The organism is Streptomyces sp. NBC_01304, from assembly GCF_035975855.1.
Taxonomy (GTDB): domain Bacteria; phylum Actinomycetota; class Actinomycetes; order Streptomycetales; family Streptomycetaceae; genus Streptomyces.
The window spans coordinates 7,090,703-7,110,614 of sequence record NZ_CP109055.1 but is presented as its reverse complement, the minus strand read 5'-3'; the positions used below and the strand labels follow the sequence as shown (position 1 = coordinate 7,110,614).

The following is a 19,912-nucleotide window of genomic DNA, read 5'->3' as shown; positions in this document are numbered from 1 at the left end:
CTGCGCCCCATGGCCGTCACCGCCATCAGTCGCCCTCCACGAGGCCGAGCAGCTGCCGCGTCCGTGCGTACTTGTGAGTCAGCCGTCGCCGGGTCTCCTCGTCGAGGCGGGCCCGGCGGGCCGGGTCGCAGTTGTGCGCGATGTCGGCCGCCTTCACGAGGCGGGCGCCGTCGGTGTCGAGGATGCGCTGCGTGTACTCCGGCAACTCCTCGCCCTGGCGCTTGGTGAGCGCGAGGACGATGTCCTTCGTGCGCTGCGAGAGGGCCGCGTCCGCCAGCCACTGCTCGGACAGCTGCTCGTCCTCGACGGAGTCGTGCAGCCAGGCCGCGGCGATCTGTTCGTCGTCGCCGCCCCGGGCCCGCGTCCCTTCGGCGACCGCCTGCAGGTGCAGCACATAGGGCTCACCCGCCTTGTCGGTCTGGGTCGCGTGCGCCTCGCGGGCGACGGCCTCGACCTCGGCCAGGCTCAACCACTGCTGCCGCTCCGCCATCGGCTCCCCCTTCACCCCTGTCACGTGCGGGACATTCTCCCGCACGTCAGGGGGGTCTGGCAGCCGCGGCCCCACACCGTCCTTGTCGCAGGCGCTATCGCCGGGCGCCGCGCAGGGCCGCCCGCGCCGGCAACGTGGCGGCGCCGAGGCCGAGTACGAGGATCGCGCCCACGAAGGAGCCGTACACGAGGGGCGGGATGTACGGGTCCTGCCCGGTCAGGCCGTTCATCATCGGGATGAGCGTGGCCAGGGCGATACCCGTGCCGAGGACGATGCCCGCGCAGGCGACCAGGAGGGCCTCCCAGCGGACCATGCGCATGATCTGGAGGCGGGTGGAGCCGATGAGGCGGAGCATGCCGAGTTCGCGGCGGCGGTCGAGGACCGTCATGACCAGGGTGTTGACGGCGGCGACCGCGGCGAAGCCGCCGAGGACCGCGGCCATGGTGGTGTTGGCCCAGGCGTTGAGCTTGCGGTCGAGGGACTGCGCGGTGGTGTAGCCGCCACGGTCCAGGACCTTGCCGAGCGGGGCGAGCGCCTGCGCGGTGCCGCCCTTCGTCCAGACCTCGGAGAGGAAGGGCGAGGTGACGTGATGGGCCAACTGCGCGTAGGGAAGGGTGACTTGGGAGAGGCCGAGGCCTCGGCCGTACGTCGCCGCCACCACCGGTGACGCCTTCGTGCCGTCGGGCAGCATGAGCTCCAGGCGGTCACCGACTCCCACCTTCGCCGAGCGCGCCAGGGACGCGTCGATCGCGACCTCGCCCTTGCCGAGCTTCAGCGAGCCGCCCTGCACGTCCAGGTCCTGCACCCGGGCCAGGTCCCGCGCCGAGCCCGAGACGCCCTGCGTGGACGCCGACTCGAGGTAGCGGTCGCCGCCCGAGCCGACGGGCACGAGGACGGAGGACTTCAGCAGGCCCACCGAGGCGGAGACGCCGGGGGCCGCGCCCGCCTTCGCCGCCGCGTCGACGGGCAGGCCCGCGCCGCTCGGCGAGGCCACGATGTGGTCGGCGGTGATGCCGGCCTGCCGCTGGTCCGAGGCCACCCGGTCCTCGCTGGTGTGCATGAAGACGAGCGTCGAGGAGAACGCCATGGCGAGCACGATCGGGGTGATCGCGGACGCCAACCTGCGTGCGTTCGTACGGGAGTTGGCGGCGGCCAGCGACGCGGAGGCGCCCGCGCCCCGCAGCGGCAGGCCGAAGAGGGCGGCGCAGGCCCGCGCGATCAGCGGCCCCAGGAGGGCGACCGCGAGCATGAAGAGCATGACGACGCCGAGCGCGGCATTGGCCGCGTCCTCCCCCGTCGACGAGGCCGCGAGCCCCGCGCACAGCGCGCCGCCCACGGCGGCCGCGATGCCCAGCGGCGTACGGATCCAGCCGGGCCTGAGTCGTTCCACGGAGGCCTCGGCGAGGGCCTGGCCCGGCTTGATCCGGGACGGGCGGCGGGCCGCCATGTAGCCCGCGAGCAGCGCGGTGACCAGGACCGCGCCGCCCGCCGACACCAGCGGGATGAACGACACGGAGAGGTCGACGGCCTCCGGGACCGCACCCTTCTCCTTGAGTTGCCCGAACCACCAGGTGGCCAGGCCGATTCCGGGCAGCAGACCCACCGCGGCGGCGACCGGAGCGAGCAGCAGCCCCTCCGTGGCGATCGACCGGCGCAGCTGGCGCGGCGTCGCCCCGACCGCCCTGAGCAGCGCGAACTCACGGGCGCGCTGACCCACCGAGAGCGCGACGGTGCCGGCGGCGGTGAACACGGCGACCATGGTGGCGACCCCGCCGAAGGAGCCGCCGAGCCCGGTGAGCAGTTCCTTGGCGCCGGCCAGCGAGCCGTCCTCGGCCGCGCCCCGGTCATCGCCGGTGTACACCTTGGCCTTGCCGCCGAGCGCGTGGGCGACCTGGGCCTTCAACTCCCCTGCATCGACGCCACCCTTGGGCAGGACGGCGATCGCGTCGATCTTCCCGGGGTGCCCGGAGAGACGTATGGCGTCGGAGTCCGCGAACCAGACGGTGCCGCTGCCCGATTTCGCCAGGCCCGAGACCCGGAAGTCCTTCGGTCCGCCGGCAGTGGTGAGGGTGACGCGGTCGCCCACGTGCCCCTTGTCCAGGACGACTTCGCCCGCGCGCGGGGCCGCGCCGCTCGCCAGCGCGGTGCCGGTGAACTGCGCCGAACCCCAGCCGTGCGCGGTGAGCGGTCCGTCGGCGGACTGCACCGGGTAGCTGACGTCGGCGACGGCGGTACGCGCCCCCGGCACCGAACCGGCCTTCGCCACCAGCGAGTTGTCGATCCGGGCCCGGTCCGGGAGCGGCGTCTGCGACTCGCTGTCGCCGCTGCCGAGGTGGGCCGTCTGGTCGGCGGCCGCCACGACGGGCGCGCCCGCGTAACGGGTGGGCGGCACGGAGGCGCGGATGCCCGTCTCCAGGAGGATGCCGCAGGCGGACACGATCATCGCGGCCATCATCAGGGCGACGAACGTGCCCACGAAGGAGGCGGGTTTGAACCGGACCGCGGCTCGCGCGAGGCCGTTGCTGAGGGATTTCATCGGAGTCTCGGGATCTCTGTCTCGGATCCCTGGCTCGGGATCTCTGTGTCGGATCCCGGTCGCGGGATCTCTGGGGAAGCGGCGCGGCTATGCCGCTGCGGCGGTCGCGTAGGCCGGGGCCGTCAGGGCGGTCATGCGGGCGGCGATCTGAGCCGCCGAGCCGCGCTCGATGCGGTCCGCGATCGAGCCGTCCGCGAGGAAGAGGACGCGGTCCGCGTACGCGGCCGCCGAGGGGTCGTGCGTGACCATGACGACGGTCGCGCCCATGCGGTCCACCGCGCCGCGAAGGAGTCCGAGGACCTCGGCGGCGGTGGTGGTGTCGAGGGCGCCGGTCGGCTCGTCCGCGAAGACGACGTCGGGCCGGGTGACCAGGGCGCGGGCGATGGCGACGCGCTGCTGCTGGCCGCCGGAGAGCTCGCCGGGGCGGCGCTTCCCCTTGTCGCCGAGGCCGACCTGGGCCAGGACTTCGGCGGCGGCGCGGCGGTCGGGGCGCTGTCCGGCCAGGCGCATGGGGAGCAGCACGTTCTGCTCGACGCTCAGCGAGGGCAGCAGGTTGAAGGCCTGGAAGACGAAGCCGAGGCGGGAGCGGCGCAGGGCGGTGAGCTTGTTCTCGCTCATGCCGGTGATCTCGGTGCCGCCGAGCCGGACCGTGCCGTCGCTCGGCCGGTCGAGGCCCGCGGCGCACTGCAGGAAGGTCGACTTGCCGGACCCGGAGGGGCCCATCACGGCGGTGAAACTGCCGCGTTCCAGGGCGAGATCGATGCCGCGCAGGGCGTGCACGGCGGAGCCTCCGCGCCCGTACTGCCGCCGGACGCCGCGCAGTTCGACGGCCCAGTCCGCCACGGGGCCCTGCGGGCCGCCGGCCGGTCGAGCCTCGTCGTGCTCACGCTTCTTGCTGCGTCGCAGCCCCATGTCCACCGTCTCCGTCCATGTTCATCACGGTCATCGCGTACGTCGCTGATCTATGACTCGAACGTACGGATTCGGGGGGTGCGGGAACCATGGCGGTCGCTGGCGGATCGGGGGTGGGGTTCTCCCCACCTCTGGCCGGGGGCAGGGCGTGAATGGTTGCCGCTCTAAACCTTTTGGTAAGCTAAATATTGACGCGTTCTTGACGCTCCCTTTGCCATCGAGCCATGACATCGAGCCAATGACACGGAGGAAAGCCCATCGGACACGCAGACACCCTCATCGCCATGGGCGGCGCATTCCTCGCCGCCGCGATCCTGGCCCGCCTCGGCGGCCGCATAGGACTGCCGACCATCCCCCTGTTCATCCTGGCCGGGATCCTGCTCGGCCCGCACACACCGGGCATCGTCCTGGTCGCCGACCCGCACGACCTGGAGATGCTCTCCGCACTCGGCCTGGTCCTGCTGCTCTTCTATCTCGGCCTCGAGTTCCACATGGACGACCTCAAGGCGGGCGGCCGCAAGATGGCCCTCGCCGGAGGCGCCTACCTCACGCTGAACGTCGGCGCGGGCCTGGGCTTCGGATTCGCCCTCGGCTGGGGCACCTCCGAAGCGCTGGTCCTCGCCGGGGTGCTCGGCATCTCGTCGTCCGCGATCGTCACGAAGGTCCTGGTCGACACCGGCCGGCTGGGCAATCCGGAGACCAAGCCGATCCTCGGGATCATCGTGGTCGAGGACATCTTCCTGGCCCTGTACCTGGCGGCGCTGCAGCCCGTCCTGTCCGGCGCGGACAGCCTCTCGGCGGCCGTCATGGACGGCGGCAAGGCCTTCGGCTTCCTGCTGCTTCTCGCTCTCGTGGCCCGTTTCGGTACGCGCCTGATCCAGCGGCTCTTCGACGTCGAGGACAACGAGCTGCTGGTCATCTCCTTCCTGGGCGCGGCCGTGTTCGTCGCCGGAGTCTCGGAGTGGTTCGGGGTCGCCGACGCGATCGGCGCCTTCATGGTCGGCCTGATGCTCGGCTCGACCACGTCGGCGGCGCGCATCCGCAAGCTGGTGCATCCGCTGCGGGACGCCTTCGGCGCGATCTTCTTCTTCGCGTTCGGGCTCTCCATCGACCCCGGTGACCTGCCGGTGGTGCTGTGGCCGGTGCTCGCCGCGGTGGCGCTGACGCTGGCGATGAACGTCCTCGCGGGCCTCGCCGCCGGACGCGTCTACGGCTTCGGCCCGGGCCCGTCCGCGAACATCTCGGCAACGCTCCTTGCCCGCGGCGAGTTCGCCCTGATCCTGGCGACGATGGCAGCGGGCGCGGGCCTGGACGCCCGCCTCTCCCCCTTCATCGCGGGGTACGTACTGCTCCTCGCGGTACTGGGGCCATTGGCGGCGGGCCAGGCGCACTGGCTGGCGCGGATCTTGCCGGGCAAGGGGAGCGCGGAACCCTCAGCGTCCGAGGGTCAGCTCACGCGTCACGACACAGAAGCAGCAGTGCCCGGTCGTCGTTGACGTCCTTCGCGACCGCCTCGATCAAGTGCCATGCAGCGCCGTGGAAGCCGCCCGCGACATAGCGGTCGGCCTCGCCGGTCAGGCGGTCGATGCCCTCCGCGATGTCCCGCTCGGACGTCTCGACCAGGCCGTCCGTGAAGAGCATCAGGACGTCGCCGGGGCGCAGGGAGCCCTTCACCGGGTCGAACTGCGCCCCGTCGTACACGCCGAGGAGGGGGCCGTCCGCGGCCTTCTCCTCCCAGCGTCCGGTGCCCGCGTGCAGCTGGACCGCCGGCGGGTGCCCGGCCGACAGGAGCTCGTAGTCGCCGGACTCCAGGTCGAGGGCCAGGTGGATGGAGGTCGCGAAGCCCTCGTCCCAGTCCTGGCGCAGCAGATAGCCGTTGGCCGCCGGCAGGAACTTGTGCGGGGGCAGCGAGCCGAGCAGCCCGCCGAAGGCGCCGGACAGGAGCAGGGCCCGCGACGCCGCGTCCATGCCCTTGCCGGAGACATCGGTGAGGACGACCTCCAGGGTGCGGCCGTTGTTCGTGCGGGCCGCGACCACGAAGTCGCCGGAGAAGGACTGGCCGCCGGCCGGCCGCAGCGCCATCTCGCGGTGCCAGCCCGTCGGGAGCGCGGGCAGCTTGCTCTGCACCCGAATGCGTTCGCGCAAGTCGAAGAGCATGGTGCCGCCGCGCCGCCAGGGCACCCCGACCCGGCTGCGGAACTGCGCGATGACCAGGCCGAAGAACCCGCAGGCGGCGACCGTCAGGACGATGCCCGGCGTCACCCGGGCCGGCCCCTGCGTATAGGGGCCGAGCGTCAGCGACTCGACGATCAGGGCCGCGGCGGCGGCACCGTACAGACCGAGCAGGCTCGCGGGACGGAGCAGCAGTCCGCCGGCGACGATCGGCACCACGAGCAGCGCGGGTGAGAACCAGACGGGCATCGCGATCGTGCCGACGGTGACGGCCGGGACGGTCAGCAGCAGGGCCGCGAGGGCGATCCAGTCAGAGCCGTCGCCGCGGAAGTAGTCGACGCCGGATTTGCGCAGCGCGATCCGTACCCGGTGCACCTTCTTGCGCATCCGGGCAGGGAGCGTCTCGGCTTCCGAGCGGCCGATGAGTCCTCCTGCGCTGGTTCGTGGACTGTTCTGGACCCTATACAGGCGATGCCGCGCTGTGCACGGGAGGTGCGCGTTGTCCTTCTCACGGGCGGGCACGCGGACGGTGGATCGCCCCGCCGGGCGGGCCTAAATCCCCTCGCCGACGGAACCGATGGCCTGGTAGGGATGCCGTATGACGACTGAATTGCGGGTACTTCGGCCCGAGGACTGGGATCGCTGGTTCAGCACGCTGGAGCTGGCGTTCGGAGGGGTCAGAGAGGCGGAGGAGGAGCGGGAGTTCGACCGGTCGGTCACCGAGTGCGAGCGGTCCCTCGGCGTGTGGGACGGCACCGACGTGGTGGGCACCAGCGGGGCGTTCTCCTTCCGGGTGGCCGTTCCGGGCGGCGCCCTGGTGCCCGCGGCGGGCGTCACGATGGTCAGCGTCGCGCCGACGCACCGCCGGCGCGGGGTCCTCACCGCGATGATGCGGCGGCAGCTGGACGACGTACGGGAACTCGGCGAGCCCCTCGCGCTGCTCACCGCGTCCGAGCCCTCCATCTACGGCCGGTTCGGCTACGGCGCCGCTACCCAGCAGCTGTACGCGGACATCGATTCGGCGCGGGTACGGCTGGCCGTGCCGCCCGGTACGGATGACGTACGGCTACGGCTCGTGCCCCCGGGCGACGTACTGGACGAGTGCGAGGCGCTCTACGCACGGCAGGTGCCGGCCCGCCCCGGCATGCTGGCCCGGACGCCCGGCTGGGAGCGGCAGGGGCTTGTCGACCCGGAGAGCGAGCGCAGCGGGAAGTCGCCGCTGCAGTGTCTGCTGGCCGAGCGGGAAGGCGAGTTGGTGGGCTATGCCCGCTTCCGCACCAAGCCTGACTGGCATTCGCTCGCGGTGCCGGACGGATCGGCGATCCTGCACGATCTGGAGGCGGTGGACCCGGCGGCGTACGCGGCGCTGTGGCGGTACCTCTTCGACCTCGACCTGACGTCGAAGATCGTGCTGCGCAACCGGCCGGTCGACGACGCCTGGCAGCACATGGTCTCCGACATCCGCCGGTGCGCCCCGCAGGCACGGGATTCGCTGTACGTACGTCTCGTCGAGGTCGGCGCCGCACTGTCGGCCCGTACGTACCAGGCGCCCGTCGATGTGGTCCTGGACGTCGAGGACGCCTTCTGCCCCTGGAACGCGGGCCGTTGGCGGCTCACCGGCGACACCAAGGGCGCGTCCTGCGAGCGGACCACCGACCCGGCCGATCTCGCCCTGTCCGTACGGGAGTTGGGCCAGGCCTACCTCGGCGGGTTCTCGCTCGCCTCACTGGCGGCGGCCGGGCGGGTGCGCGAGCTGCGGGGCGGGGCGCTGGCGGAGGCTTCGGTGGCCTTCGGGTCCGCGGTGGCGCCGTTCCTGCCGCACGGCTTCTAGACGGTCTTGCGCGTCCTCTTCGGGCGCTGGCACTTGGGGCACCAGAAGAGGTTGCGGGCGGCGAGATCGGCGGTGCGGATCTCGCCGCCACAGATGTGGCAGGCCTGTGTGGCCCTGCGATACACGTACACCTCGCCGCCGTGGTCGTCCACGCGGGGCGGACGGCCCATCGCCTCCGGGGTGTGCTCGGGGCGCACGGTGTCGATGCGGTTGTTGCGTACGCCCTCGCGCATCAGCTCCACCAGGTCCGTCCACATCGCGTCCCATTGCTTGCGGGTGACGTCCTTGCCGAGGCGGTACGGGTCGATGCGGTGCCGGAAGAGGACTTCGGCGCGGTAGACGTTGCCGACTCCGGCGATGACCTTCTGGTCCATGAGCAGTGCGGCGATGGTGGTGCGGGAGCGGGCGATGCGGGCGTAGGCCTTGCCCGGGTCGTCGCCGTCCCTGAGCGGGTCGGGGCCCAGGCGGTCGTGTATCGCCTGCTTTTCCTCTGCCGTGACGAGGGCGCAGGTGGTGGGGCCCCGCAGGTCCGCGTACGCGATGTCGTTCAGGAGGCGGAGGCGGACCGTGTCGGTGGGCGGGGGTGCGGGGGCGTCCCCGAAGCCGAGCTTGCCGAAGAGGCCGAGGTGGATGTGTACGTGGCCCACCGGGCCGAAGCTGAGGAACAGGTGCTTGCCGTGGGCCTCGGCGCTCTCCATGACCTGGCCGTCGAGCAGGGCCGCGCCGTCGGAGAACTTGCCCTGCGGGCTGGTCACCCTGAGGCGGGTGCCCTCGAACCGCTCGCGGTGGTCGGCTGCGAGCCGGTGGATGGTGTGACCCTCGGGCACGGTGTTCGGTCCTCCGTTTTTGATTCCCCACCCCGCCCCTTCCCGGCAGTGACACTTGCGGCTTCGCCGCGGGCCTCAAACGCCGGACGGGCTGATAAATCAGCCCGTCCGGCGTTTGAGGACAGTCTTCTGAAGCCGGCGGCAGCCTTACGGGAAGGGGCGGGGTGGGGAAAAGTTCCTACGCCTGCGGGTGGTGCGCCGGGATCGGGGGAAGCTCGCCCGTCGTCTCGTACGCCGAGAGCATCTCGATGCGGCGGGTGTGGCGCTCCTCACCGGAGTACGGCGTCGCGAGGAAGATCTCGACGAACTTCGTGGCCTCTTCCTGGGTGTGCATCCGCCCACCGATGGAGATCACGTTGGCGTCGTTGTGCTCGCGGCCGAGCGCGGCCGTCTGCTCGCTCCACGCGAGAGCGGCCCGCACGCCCTTCACCTTGTTCGCCGCGATCTGCTCACCATTGCCCGAGCCGCCGATCACGATGCCGAGCGCGTCCGCGTCCGCGGCCGTTCCCTCGGCGGCACGGAGGCAGAACGGCGGGTAGTCGTCCTGGGCGTCGTAGATGTGCGGACCGCAGTCGACGGGCTCGTGGCCCTGGGCCTTGAGCCACTCGACGAGGTGGTTCTTGAGTTCATAACCGGCATGGTCGGAGCCGAGATACACGCGCATGGCACCGAGTGTGGCACGTGACGGGCGGGGTAGGCGCGGCCGGGTCGGGACCTTGGTCCTTCTGCAACGATCCGGAATCAGGCCTTCCGTCCCTGGCCTTCGTATGGGTTGAATGCTTGGGCTCGTCATCCGAGAACTTAAGGATCTGTCCATGACCTCGCAACCGCACCTTGCGAAGGAAGACAGGCGTCCCGCTGCTCCTGGGAATCCTGGTAACACCCCCGGCACCGTCGAAGCCCCCGTCACCGGCGGCGGCGACGAGCTGAAGGCCGGGCTCAAGAACCGTCATCTGTCGATGATCGCCATCGGTGGCGTGATCGGGGCGGGGCTGTTCGTCGGCTCCGGTTCCGGCATCGCCGCCGCCGGGCCCGCCATCCTGCTGTCGTACGCGATCGTCGGCACGATGGTCGTCCTCGTGATGCGGATGCTCGGTGAGATGGCCGCCGCCAACCCGGCCTCCGGGTCGTTCTCCGAGTACGCGGACCGGGCGCTGGGCCGCTGGGCCGGGTTCTCCATCGGCTGGCTGTACTGGTTCTTCTGGGTCGTGGTGCTCGCCGTCGAGGCGACCGCGGGTGCGGTGATCCTGGAGGGCTGGATACCGGCGATCCCGCAGTGGGGCTGGGCGCTCATCGTGATGGTGGTGCTCACCGCGACGAACCTCGTCTCCGTCTCCTCGTACGGTGAGTTCGAGTTCTGGTTCGCCGGGATCAAGGTCGTCGCGATCGGCGGCTTCGTGATCATCGGGCTGCTCGCCGTGTTCGGCATCCTGCCCGGCTCCGACAACCCCGGCGCGGGCTTCGCGCATCTGACGGACACCCACGGCTTCATGCCGAACGGCGCCGGCTCCATCCTCACGGGTGTGCTCATGGTCGTGTTCTCGTTCATGGGCAGCGAGATCGTCACGCTCGCCGCCGGTGAGTCCGAGGACCCGCAGCGCGCGGTCACCAAGGCCACCAACAGCGTGATCTGGCGCATCGGTGTCTTCTATCTCGGTTCGATCTTCGTCGTGCTGACGCTGCTGCCGTGGAACGACAAGTCGATCGAGAAGGACGGCTCGTACGTCGCCGCGCTGAACTCCATCGGGATTCCGCACGCCGGGCAGGTCATGAACGTGATCGTCCTGACGGCCGTGCTCTCCTGCCTCAACTCGGGGCTGTACACGGCCTCGCGCATGGCCTTCTCGCTCGGCAAGCGCGGGGACGCGCCGCGGGCGTTCGGGCGGACCGATGGCAGTGGGGTGCCGCGGACCGCGATCCTCGCTTCTGTCGTCTTCGGGTTCGTCGCCGTCTTCTTCAACTACATGTGGCCCAAGACCGTGTTCGCGTTCCTGCTGAACTCGTCGGGCGCGGTGGCGTTGTTCGTGTGGCTGGTGATCTGCTTCACGCAGCTGAAGATGCGCGGGATCATCCAGCGCGAGTCGCCGGAGAAGCTCGTCGTGAAGATGTGGCTCTTCCCGGTGCTCACCTGGGTGACCATCGCGGCGATTTCGTTCGTGCTCGTGTACATGCTGTTCGATGACGCGGGGCGGGAGCAGGTGCTGCTTTCGCTGCTCGTGGCCGCGTTGGTGCTCGGCATTGCTGTCGTACGTGAGTGGGTCTGGGCTCGGCGCAGGCGCGTCGGGGCCTGACGTTCCGCTCGGCCGGCGGGCGGTGGCGACCATGACGGTTGCCGCCGCCCGCTGCCGTGTTGACGGGAACGTCGGCAGAAATGCTGACGGCGGATGTCAGGTTATTCGGGGACGGTGTCCCCATGACCACACAGAACCCGTTGAAGAACGTCCTCAGCGCCCAGGACACCGGCTACGACGAAGAACGCTCCGGCTTCCAGGCCGCCTACGCCCACCGGCCCGCGCTCGTCGTCGCCGCCGAGACCGCCGACGAGGTGCGTGCCGGGGTGGCGTACGCCCGGGAGAACGGGCTGAGCGTCGCCGTGCAGTCCACGGGGCACGGGCTGTCCGCCGCCACCAACAGCGGCGTGCTCATCTCCACCCGGCGGCTGAAGGACCTCACCATCGACGCCGACCGGCGCACCGCGCGCGCCGGTGCCGGGGTGACCTGGGCCGAGGTGATCGCGGCCGGCGCACCGCACGGCCTCGCCCCGGTCAATGGATCCGCGCCCGGTGTCGGTGTCGTCGGCTATCTCACCGGAGGCGGACTCGGCATCCTGGGGCGGCAGTTCGGGTACGCCGCCGACCATGTCCGGGGCTTCGACATCGTGACGGCCGACGGTGCGCTGCGACAGGTGGACGCGGAGCGCGAGCCCGAGCTGTTCTGGGCCGTGCGGGGTGGCGGGGGCAACTTCGGCGTCGTCACCGCCGTGGAATTCGATCTGATGCCGCTGGCGACCGTGTACGGCGGGATCCTCGCCTTCGCCGACGAGCAGGTGGAGCGCGCGCTTGCCGCGTATGTGGCGTGGGCGGAGAACGCGCCCGAGGAGCTGACCAGTTCGGCGGCGCTGATGGCCTGGCCGGACGCGCCGTTCGCGCCCGAGGCGTTCCGGGGGCGGTACGTCCTGACGGTGCGGATCGCCTTCACCGGGTCCGCCGAGGAGGGCGAGCGCCTTGTGGCGCCGCTACGGGAGGTGACGCCGCCGCTCGTCGACGACCTGCGGACGATGCCGTACACCGAGAGCCACACCATCCACAGCGACCCGCCCGCGCCCCATCCCTATGACGGGGACAACCTGCTGGTCGACGCGGTGGACGCGGCCGCCTTGCGCGCACTGACCGGGCCGGACGCCCGGGGCGCGGTCGTCCAGGTGAAGCACCTGGGCGGGGCGCTGGCGCGCGAGGCGAAGGTGCCGAACGCGGTGGGGCATCGGGGGGCGCACTGGCTGGTGACCGTGCTGTCGGCGCTCTTCGAGGTGGACCGGGGGACGGCTCGGGCCGCGCACGGGAGGGTGCTGGAGCCGCTCCAGGAAAGGAAGTTGGGGCGAAACCTGAACCACCTCTTCGGCGAGTTCGGCGAAGAGGTGGTCCGGGACGCGTACGAGCCGGAGACGCTGCGGCGGCTGGCGGAGGTGAAGGCCGCGTACGACCCGGCCAACACCTTCCGCCACAACTACAACGTGCGGCCCAAGGTGGACTAGCGGCGGCCGACGAGCTTCCAGGCCGCGGGAAGTGCCCCCATCGCCAGCGCGGCCTTGAGGCCGTCGCCGATCAGGAACGGTACGAGCCCCGCGGCCACCGCCGCGCTCAGGTTCATCCCCGTCGACGCCATCAGCCACGGCACGCCCACCGCGTAGATGACCGCGGAGCCGAGCACCATCGTGCCCGCCATGCGCAGCACCGAGCGGTCGCCGCCGCGGCGGGCCAGCTCGCCCACCATCGTCGCGGCGAGCAGCATCCCGAGGACGTAGCCGAAGGAGGCGCCGCCCCAGCCGGACGTGCCGCCCTGGAACCACGGCACGCCGGCCGCGCCGACCAGCGCGTACACGGCGAGCGAGGCGAAGCCCCGCTTGGTGCCGAGCGCGGTGCCGACCAGGAGGGCGGCGAAGGTCTGGCCGGTGACCGGGACCGGGGAGCCGGGGACCGGGACCACGAGCTGGGCCGCGGCGCCGGTGAGGGCCGCGCCGCCCACCACGAGCGCGATGTCGCGGGTACGGGAGGCGGGCAGCAGGTCGGCGAGGACCTGCCCGGGGCGGGCGGTGACGGCAGCGGTGGCCATGGGGACTCCGGGCGAAGCTAGGCAGGACGGGACATCGGTGACGCTAACCCAGGTGTTAACGCGCGATCACCATCAGCCGCCGACAAAGCGGGGGTTGGGACCTTGGTGAGGTCCATACAAAGAGGCCCCCGCACACAATCGGCAGGCGTGACGCTCGTCACTGAGGTCCGGGCGGTCGGTGTCCTTTTTGCGTAGATGCAGGGTGCCGGGAGAGACTGTGGGGTCCCGCCAAATCACTGAGATCGCTCAGATCGCTCAGAGAGTACGCACCCCACCATGCCCCCCACCTCGCAAGACGCCCCCGACGCCGCCGCGCCCAAGGCGACCCCGGGCCTCGACCCCGGTTCCGAGCCCCTCTCCACCGGGCTCAAGCAGCGGCACCTGACCATGCTCGGCCTGGGCGGGGTGATCGGTGCGGGGCTGTTCGTCGGCTCGGGTGCCGGGATCGCGGTCGCGGGCCCGGGCATCGTCCTCTCATACCTGATCGCGGGTGTGCTCGCGATGCTGGTGATGCGGATGCTCGGCGAGATGTCCGCCGCGATGCCCGCCTCGGGTTCGTTCTCCGTGCACGCCGAGCGCGCCATCGGGCGCTGGGCCGGGTTCAGTGCGGGCTGGCTCTACTGGTTCCTGCTCGTGGTGGTGCTCGCCGTCGAGGCGACCGCGGCCGCGCAGATCGCGAACAGCTGGGCACCCGCGGTCCCGCAGTGGACCTGGGTGCTGATCTTCATGGTGGTCTTCACCGCGTCGAACCTGGCCGCGGTGCGCAACTTCGGCGAGTTCGAGTTCTGGTTCGCGGCCCTCAAGGTCGGCGCGATCGTGCTGTTCCTGGTGCTCGGCTCGCTCGCGATCTTCGGCGTGCTGCCGGACACGGACCCGGTCGGCCTCACCCATCTCTCCGGCGACGGCGGCTTCCTGCCCAACGGTTGGGAGGGCGTGATCTCCGGCGTGCTCGCGGTGGTCTTCGCCTTCGGCGGTCTGGAGGTCGTCACGATCGCGGCCGCCGAGTCCGAGGACCCGGCCCGCTCGGTGTCCCGCGCGGTGCGCAGCGCGGTGTGGCGGATCCTCTTCTTCTACGTCGGTTCGATGCTGGTCATCGTGACCGTGCTGCCCTGGACCATGCAGAAGGCGGGACTCAGCCCGTACGTCACCGTCCTCGACTCGATCGGCATCCCGGCAGCCGGCACGATCATGAACATCGTGGTGTTCGTGGCGCTGCTCTCGGCGCTCAACGCCAACCTGTACGGCTCGTCCCGCATGGTCTTCTCGCTCGCCGAGCGCGGCGAGGCGCCGAAGGCACTGCTCAAGGTCTCGCGCGGCGGGGTGCCGCAGCGAGCCGTGCTCGCGTCGGTGGCCTTCGGCTTCGTCTCCGTCGTGCTCAACCTCAAGTGGCCCGACTCGATCTTCCTCTACATGCTCAACGCGGTCGGCGCGGTGCTGATCTTCGTCTGGGCGCTGATCGCCGTCTCGCAGCTGCGCCTTCGGCGCCGCATCGAGCGCGAGGCGCCGGAGCGGCTCGTCCTGAAGATGTGGCTCTTCCCCTGGCTGACCTGGGCGGCGCTCGCCGGGATGGCCGCGCTGGTCGGGCTGATGCTCACCGACAGCACGGCGCGGCCCCAACTCCTGTGGTCGGCGGGCGCGGCGGCCGCGGTGCTGGTGGTGGCGGGGATCCGGGAGTTGCGGCACAAGTAGCCCGTCGCGGCAGTCGTGACCAACGTATGACCCTGTGTAAAGAAACTGTCCGGATAACGGTCGGGGTCTACAGCTGAGCGGTGCGGGAGCCCAGACTGGCGGGGCTCTTGCCGTCTCAAGTAATGGACTCCCCCACGACCATGGCTCGGACATCGCTCTCACCCGAGAAGGCCGCGGCGCCCGCAGACGCCGCCACGCCTGTCACGGGCAGCTCCCCCGCCACTGGCGGCTCGCCCCTGCACAACGGCCTCAAGCAGCGCCATCTTTCGATGATCGCCCTCGGCGGCGTGATCGGTGCCGGCCTCTTCGTGGGCTCCGGCGCCGCGATCTCCGCCGCGGGTCCGTCGATCATCCTCGCCTATGCGATATCCGGCGCCCTCGTCATGCTCGTGATGCGCATGCTCGGCGAGATGTCGGCGGCCAACCCGGCCTCGGGTTCGTTCTCGGTGCACGCCGAGCGGGCGATCGGGCCGTGGGCCGGATTCACCGCGGGGTGGTCGTTCTGGTTCCTGCTCTGTGTGGCCGTCGGCCTTGAGGGGATCGGCGCCGCGAAGATCGCGCACGGCTGGCTTCCGGCAGTGCCCGAGTGGGGCTTTGTCGCCCTGTTCATGCTGCTCTTCTGCGTCACCAACCTGATCTCGGTGAAGAACTTCGGCGAGTTCGAGTTCTGGTTCGCCGCGCTGAAGATCGGCGCGATCGTCCTCTTCCTCGGCATCGGCATCCTCGCCATCACCGGCGTCCTGCCCGACACCGAGGCCCCCGGCCTGTCCAACCTGACCGGCAACGGCGGCTTCTTCCCCAACGGCAGCGAGGGCCTGATCATCGGCCTCCTCGCCTCCGTGTTCGCGTACGGCGGCCTGGAGACGGTCACCATCGCCGCGGCCGAGTCCGAGCACCCGATCAAGGGTGTGGCGAAGGCCGTGAAGACGGCGATGTGGCGGATCGCGATCTTCTACGTCGGCTCGATGGCCGTGATCGTGACGCTGGTCCCCTGGAACAACCCGGCACTGCCCAACCCCGACAAGGGTTCGTACGTCGTCACCCTGGAGCACCTGGGTCTGCCGGCCGCCGGCCAGATCATGAACGTCGTCGTCCTGATCGCCCTGCTCTCCGCGATGAACGCCAACATCTACGGTGCGTCGCGCATGGCCGGCTCGCTGGTCGCGCGCGGCCAGGGACCGAAGGCGCTCGGCAGGATCTCCGGCGGAGTGCCGCGGATCGCGGTGCTCGTCTCCAGCGTCTTCGGGTTCGTCTGCGTCCTGCTGAGCTACTGGTACCCGGAGACCCTCTTCGCCTGGCTGCTCAACATCATCGGCGCGATCATCCTGGTCGTCTGGTTCTTCATCGCCGCCGCCCAGCTGCGGATGCGCAAGAAGCTGGAGCGCGAGGCGCCCGAGAAGCTGGTCGTGAAGATGTGGGCCTACCCGTATCTGACCTGGCTGGCCCTGGCCGGCATGGCGACGGTCTTCGTCCTGATGGCCCGCGAGGAGGAAACCCGCGTCCAGCTGTACTACACGGGCGGGCTGACCCTGGCGCTCGCGGTGATCGGCTTTGCGCTGCAGCTGTCCCGGAAGGTGCAGGCACTGACGGACAAGGTGGCGGTGCTCACCACGCGGGTCGAGGCGCTGGAGCCGAAGTCGGAGCCGAAGCCCGAGTCCGAGTCCGAGTCCGAGCCCGAGTCCGACTGACGCATCCCACACACCTCAAGGCCCCCGCCGGACACCGGCGGGGGCCTTTCGCATGCCCCTCGCACCTCATGCCCCCTCACACCCCGCGCACCTCTTGCTGCTAGCCTGCAGTTGCAAGTCTTTTGCAATAAGAGTTGTCGAAGGGCGTTGTCGAGTCATGGCCATCTACACACTTCCTGAACTTCCGTACGACTACGCGGCGTTGGCCCCGGTCATCAGCCCGGAGATCATCGAGCTGCACCACGACAAGCACCACGCGGCGTACGTGAAGGGCGCGAACGACACGCTGGAGCAGCTGGAGGAGGCCCGCGACAAGGAGTCGTGGGGGTCCATCAACGGGCTCGAGAAGAACCTCGCGTTCCATCTCTCCGGCCACATCCTGCACTCGATCTACTGGCAGAACATGACGGGCGACGGCGGCGGCGAGCCCCTGCAGGCCGACGGCGTGGGCGACTTGGCGGATGCCATCGCCGAGTCCTTCGGGTCCTTCGCCGGTTTCAAGGCCCAGCTCACCAAGGCCGCGGCCACCACCCAGGGTTCCGGCTGGGGCGTCCTCGCGTACGAGCCGGTCAGCGGCCGTCTCGTCGTCGAGCAGATCTACGACCACCAGGGCAACGTCGGCCAGGGCTCCACCCCGATCCTGGTCTTCGACGCCTGGGAGCACGCCTTCTATCTGCAGTACAAGAACCAGAAGGTCGACTTCATCGACGCGATGTGGGCGGTCGTCAACTGGCAGGACGTGGCGAAGCGTTACGCGGCCGCGAAGGAGCGGGCGTACAACCTGCTGCTGGTGCCGTAGGCAGGGGAAGGCTTTTCTCTTTGGGGGGATTCCCCCCAAACCCCCCACTCCTGCTCGTGATCGTCTTCTCAACCTTCACTTGCAGGCGGAAGAACGGAATGCCCCCGCGAGGACGTGACTCGCGGGGGCACTCCTGCTTCACGGGGACCGGTCAGCCGGTCTTCGGCGTGACGCGCATGCCGACGTAGACGCACTGGGTGCCGTCGGTCAGCGTGGAGAAGACCACCGGCATGTAGGCCTCGCTGAACGCCGGCCCGGCGCCCGTCCCGGCGAAGACCGTCTCGCTGACCGGCAGCAGGTCGATGTCGAGCGGCGGGGACATGTCCTTCATGCCGTCCACGAATTCGTAGAGCAGGTGCGCACTGCCGTCGTCCTTCTGGCTGACGGTCAGCACGACGCCCGCGCGCGTGTACGTGCCCACGAGGGGCGCCAGGTCCACGGCCGGGGGCTGCTCCGCCGGTCCGAAGTCGTCGGGCATGCGCACTCCGGCCAGCTCGGCCAGGAGTTCCCGCATCAGGTCCGCGTAAAGGGTGCGGGCCCCGCCGCCATTGGTCAGCAGGGCGACGGCGACGCCCGCCCCCGGGACCACGCGCAGATAGGACTGCTGGGCGACGGCCGAGCCGTCGTGGCCGTAGCCGGATATGCCGTCCCAGTCGTACAGCGTCCAGCCGAGGCCCCAACCGTCCGAGCTGACCGTCCACTTGTCCGGGCAGGTGACCTCGCGGTGCTGCATCGCCGCGACGGACTCGGCCGACAGGATGCGGGTGCCGTCGGGGGCGGTGCCGCCGTTCATGTGCATCCGGACGAGCCGCAGCGCGTCGCCCGCGGAGTAGATGACACGGCCGTACGGGCCCGCCGAGCGCGGCATGAAGTCCCAGACCGGCGCCGGGTCGGGGTAGCCGCCCGGCTCGCCGAGGTGGCTCATGGCCACCCGGAACCGCAGCGCCTCCTCGGGCAGCGTCATGGTGTGCTCGAGGCCGAGCGGCGCGAGCAGCCGCTCCCGCAGGGCCTCGTCCCAGGTCTGGCCGGTGAGGATCTCGATGAGGCGGCCGAGGACGACGTATCCGAGGCTGCTGTAGGAGATCGCCGTGCCGGGCGGACAGTCGAGGGCGACGTCGTGGGCGGCCTCTACGTACTTGCTGAGGCAGTCGTCCCCGCGCCCGGAGTCGTAGGTGAAGTCGCAGGTCAACCCGCCGGTGTGGCTGAGGAGTTGACGTACGGTGATCGTCTTGGTGGCCTCCGCGTCCGGGGTGGCGAACTCGGGCACGAGGTCCACGACGCGCGCGTCCAGGTCGAGCTCGCCGGAGTCCACGAGCTGCATCACCAGGGTCGCGGTGTAGATCTTGGCGATCGAGCCGGAGTGGAACACCGAGTCGGTGGTGGCCTCCACCCCGGTGCCCATGTGCAGCACCCCGCTGGCCAGTTCGTGGATCTCGCCGTCCTTGAGCACGGCGAGGGTCGCACCCGGCACGTGATGGGCCTCGCGCAACTCGTCGAGACGGGCCTGCCAGCGGTCGAGCGAGAACCCCTCCCCGCCCGAACCTGCGGTCCCCCAGCCGCCCTTCGCCGTCCAGTTGCCCTCGGCATCCCAACTTACGTCGTTCGACAAAGCGTCCTCCGTGTCATGCATGTTCGGTCAACGACGATCCTTGTCCGCCACGACCGGCCGATCAAGATCGCTGTCGACAATGCGTTCAATGCGCCGACACGGATCAACTTCGCTTCTGCCGGGGCCCGGACGGCTAGGGCGTGTCCGGCGGATCTTCGCGGAAGAGCCCGCGGCGTCTGGTGCGTGCTCTCGGCGTGCGCCCGGATCGCCCTCGTACTGGACGTACTTGGGTGATTCGGGCGTGCGGCGAGCGGGGGCACCCCCGGCCGGAGGCTGGGGGCGCGTGCCAGGCGTCGTGGGCCCGCGAAGATCCGCCGGACAGGCCCTAGGCGCTCAGCCCGTCGATCTCCCCGACCGCCTCGAACTCCCTTGCAAGGCCCGTCTCATGGAGCCGCGCGAAGGGAGTGAAGGGGATGCCGTACTCCGACTCGCCGCGGTCGAAGTTCCAGGACTTGTGGACGCGGAAGCGGTACGTGATCCGCACCGGCCCCGGCGCCGCGACCTCGACCGTCCCGGTCAGCCGGTACTGCACCCCGCGCAGGGCCAGCCAGAGGTCCGCGCTCCCCGGCCGGGCGATGGTCACGCCGCGCCAGCCGCTGTCCGCGGGATACGTTCCCGGACCCCGTTCCCGCGCCTCCTCGCGCCACCGGTCCAGCCGGCCGTCCACCGCCGTCCGCACCACGGGCAGGGCGAGCAGGGCGCGGGCGTCCAGGCGGTACGGGGCGCCGGTGCCGCGCAGATAGTGGCGCAGGGTGCCGGCCGCGGTGCGCAGGCCGAGGGCCGACCAGAGCGGGGGCAGGGCGCGGCAGACCAGGTGGAGGGCGCGGTCGCCGGGGCGGGGTGCGAGGGTGGCGTAGGGGGCGTTGTCGTTGGGCAGCGCGGGGTCGTCGCGGCCGCCGTCGCCGCCGATCGCCTGCTGTGCGCTCGTCCCCATGCTCGGACGCTAAGCGAGGCCGTCGCCGCACGCCTGTCGAGGCCCGCCTGGCCTGCTCCGGGGGACGGCCGTACTGCGCCGGCGTCGCCTTCGATG

General features: G+C 70.7%; 16 protein-coding genes. 7 read left to right on the top strand and 9 right to left on the bottom strand.

Features of this window, described 5'->3' with window-relative positions:
• Positions 1-25: 25 nt before the first annotated feature.
• From OG430_RS31495 to OG430_RS31485, 3 genes are all read right to left on the bottom strand, one after another.
• On the bottom strand, positions 26-490 hold the full coding sequence (locus OG430_RS31495; RefSeq protein ID WP_327356023.1) for an HD domain-containing protein: 465 nt from the start codon (positions 488-490) through the stop codon (positions 26-28).
• 94 nt (positions 491-584) lie between these two features.
• Positions 585-3,026, bottom strand: coding sequence for an ABC transporter permease (locus OG430_RS31490; RefSeq protein ID WP_327356022.1), 2,442 nt, complete (start codon positions 3,024-3,026; stop codon positions 585-587).
• 87 nt (positions 3,027-3,113) lie between these two features.
• Positions 3,114-3,938 carry an ABC transporter ATP-binding protein gene (locus tag OG430_RS31485; protein WP_327356021.1) on the bottom strand — a complete coding sequence of 275 codons (825 nt, stop codon included), beginning with the start codon at positions 3,936-3,938 and terminating at the stop codon, positions 3,114-3,116.
• A gap of 284 nt (positions 3,939-4,222) precedes the next feature.
• Between OG430_RS31485 and OG430_RS31480 the strand changes: the two genes are divergently transcribed.
• Positions 4,223-5,434, top strand: coding sequence for a cation:proton antiporter (locus OG430_RS31480; protein ID WP_327356020.1), 1,212 nt, complete (start codon positions 4,223-4,225; stop codon positions 5,432-5,434).
• On the opposite strand, the gene OG430_RS31475 is transcribed toward OG430_RS31480, so the two are convergent.
• On the bottom strand, positions 5,391-6,497 hold the full coding sequence (locus OG430_RS31475; RefSeq protein WP_327356019.1) for a PP2C family protein-serine/threonine phosphatase: 1,107 nt from the start codon (positions 6,495-6,497) through the stop codon (positions 5,391-5,393). The two genes, OG430_RS31480 and OG430_RS31475, sit on opposite strands and share 44 nt — an antisense overlap.
• 211 nt (positions 6,498-6,708) lie before the next feature.
• Between OG430_RS31475 and OG430_RS31470 the strand changes: the two genes are divergently transcribed.
• Positions 6,709-7,941: a GNAT family N-acetyltransferase gene (locus OG430_RS31470; protein ID WP_327356018.1), complete on the top strand. Its 1,233-nt coding sequence runs from the start codon at positions 6,709-6,711 to the stop codon at positions 7,939-7,941.
• On the opposite strand, the gene OG430_RS31465 is transcribed toward OG430_RS31470, so the two are convergent.
• Positions 7,938-8,768 carry an Fpg/Nei family DNA glycosylase gene (locus OG430_RS31465; protein ID WP_327356017.1) on the bottom strand — a complete coding sequence of 277 codons (831 nt, stop codon included), beginning with the start codon at positions 8,766-8,768 and terminating at the stop codon, positions 7,938-7,940. The two genes, OG430_RS31470 and OG430_RS31465, sit on opposite strands and share 4 nt — an antisense overlap.
• A gap of 178 nt (positions 8,769-8,946) precedes the next feature.
• Positions 8,947-9,432, bottom strand: coding sequence for a ribose-5-phosphate isomerase (locus OG430_RS31460; RefSeq protein ID WP_327356016.1), 486 nt, complete (start codon positions 9,430-9,432; stop codon positions 8,947-8,949).
• A 151-nt stretch (positions 9,433-9,583) separates the two neighbouring features.
• On the opposite strand from OG430_RS31460, the gene OG430_RS31455 reads away from it, so the two are divergent.
• Positions 9,584-11,059 (top strand): amino acid permease, encoded by a 1,476-nt coding sequence (locus OG430_RS31455; protein ID WP_327356015.1) that lies wholly within the window; start codon positions 9,584-9,586, stop codon positions 11,057-11,059.
• A gap of 122 nt (positions 11,060-11,181) precedes the next feature.
• Positions 11,182-12,519 carry an FAD-binding oxidoreductase gene (locus tag OG430_RS31450; protein WP_327356014.1) on the top strand — a complete coding sequence of 446 codons (1,338 nt, stop codon included), beginning with the start codon at positions 11,182-11,184 and terminating at the stop codon, positions 12,517-12,519.
• Here OG430_RS31450 and OG430_RS31445 read toward each other — a convergent pair.
• Positions 12,516-13,097, bottom strand: coding sequence for a biotin transporter BioY (locus tag OG430_RS31445; protein WP_327356013.1), 582 nt, complete (start codon positions 13,095-13,097; stop codon positions 12,516-12,518). The genes OG430_RS31450 and OG430_RS31445 overlap by 4 nt on opposite strands.
• Before the next feature lie 276 nt (positions 13,098-13,373).
• On the opposite strand from OG430_RS31445, the gene OG430_RS31440 reads away from it, so the two are divergent.
• From OG430_RS31440 to OG430_RS31430, 3 genes are all read left to right on the top strand, one after another.
• Positions 13,374-14,786 carry an amino acid permease gene (locus tag OG430_RS31440; RefSeq protein ID WP_442816588.1) on the top strand — a complete coding sequence of 471 codons (1,413 nt, stop codon included), beginning with the start codon at positions 13,374-13,376 and terminating at the stop codon, positions 14,784-14,786.
• A 140-nt stretch (positions 14,787-14,926) separates the two neighbouring features.
• Positions 14,927-16,474, top strand: coding sequence for an amino acid permease (locus OG430_RS31435; protein ID WP_442816587.1), 1,548 nt, complete (start codon positions 14,927-14,929; stop codon positions 16,472-16,474).
• A gap of 157 nt (positions 16,475-16,631) precedes the next feature.
• Entirely contained in the window at positions 16,632-17,273 is a 642-nt protein-coding gene (locus OG430_RS31430) for a superoxide dismutase (protein WP_327356012.1), read from the top strand.
• A gap of 151 nt (positions 17,274-17,424) precedes the next feature.
• Here OG430_RS31430 and OG430_RS31425 read toward each other — a convergent pair whose 3' ends face one another.
• A complete protein-coding gene (locus OG430_RS31425) occupies positions 17,425-18,882 on the bottom strand; it encodes a serine hydrolase domain-containing protein (protein ID WP_327356011.1) in 1,458 nt (485 codons plus the stop codon).
• 325 nt (positions 18,883-19,207) lie between these two features.
• Positions 19,208-19,816, bottom strand: coding sequence for a hypothetical protein (locus OG430_RS31420; protein ID WP_327356010.1), 609 nt, complete (start codon positions 19,814-19,816; stop codon positions 19,208-19,210).
• Positions 19,817-19,912: the final 96 nt, after the last annotated feature.

Bases quoted from the DNA above. Each gene is read 5' to 3' on its own strand.
- OG430_RS31495 (WP_327356023.1), bottom strand. From the start codon at position 490: ATGGCGGAGCGGCAGCAGTGGTTGAGCCTGGCCGAGGTCGAGGCCGTC.
- OG430_RS31490 (WP_327356022.1), bottom strand. From the start codon at position 3,026: ATGAAATCCCTCAGCAACGGCCTCGCGCGAGCCGCGGTCCGGTTCAAA.
- OG430_RS31485 (WP_327356021.1), bottom strand. From the start codon at position 3,938: ATGGGGCTGCGACGCAGCAAGAAGCGTGAGCACGACGAGGCTCGACCG.
- OG430_RS31480 (WP_327356020.1), top strand. From the start codon at position 4,223: ATGGGCGGCGCATTCCTCGCCGCCGCGATCCTGGCCCGCCTCGGCGGC.
- OG430_RS31475 (WP_327356019.1), bottom strand. From the start codon at position 6,497: ATGCGCAAGAAGGTGCACCGGGTACGGATCGCGCTGCGCAAATCCGGC.
- OG430_RS31470 (WP_327356018.1), top strand. From the start codon at position 6,709: ATGACGACTGAATTGCGGGTACTTCGGCCCGAGGACTGGGATCGCTGG.
- OG430_RS31460 (WP_327356016.1), bottom strand. From the start codon at position 9,432: ATGCGCGTGTATCTCGGCTCCGACCATGCCGGTTATGAACTCAAGAAC.
- OG430_RS31455 (WP_327356015.1), top strand. From the start codon at position 9,584: ATGACCTCGCAACCGCACCTTGCGAAGGAAGACAGGCGTCCCGCTGCT.
- OG430_RS31450 (WP_327356014.1), top strand. From the start codon at position 11,182: ATGACCACACAGAACCCGTTGAAGAACGTCCTCAGCGCCCAGGACACC.
- OG430_RS31445 (WP_327356013.1), bottom strand. From the start codon at position 13,097: ATGGCCACCGCTGCCGTCACCGCCCGCCCCGGGCAGGTCCTCGCCGAC.
- OG430_RS31440 (WP_442816588.1), top strand. From the start codon at position 13,374: ATGCCCCCCACCTCGCAAGACGCCCCCGACGCCGCCGCGCCCAAGGCG.
- OG430_RS31435 (WP_442816587.1), top strand. From the start codon at position 14,927: ATGGCTCGGACATCGCTCTCACCCGAGAAGGCCGCGGCGCCCGCAGAC.
- OG430_RS31430 (WP_327356012.1), top strand. From the start codon at position 16,632: ATGGCCATCTACACACTTCCTGAACTTCCGTACGACTACGCGGCGTTG.
- OG430_RS31420 (WP_327356010.1), bottom strand. From the start codon at position 19,816: ATGGGGACGAGCGCACAGCAGGCGATCGGCGGCGACGGCGGCCGCGAC.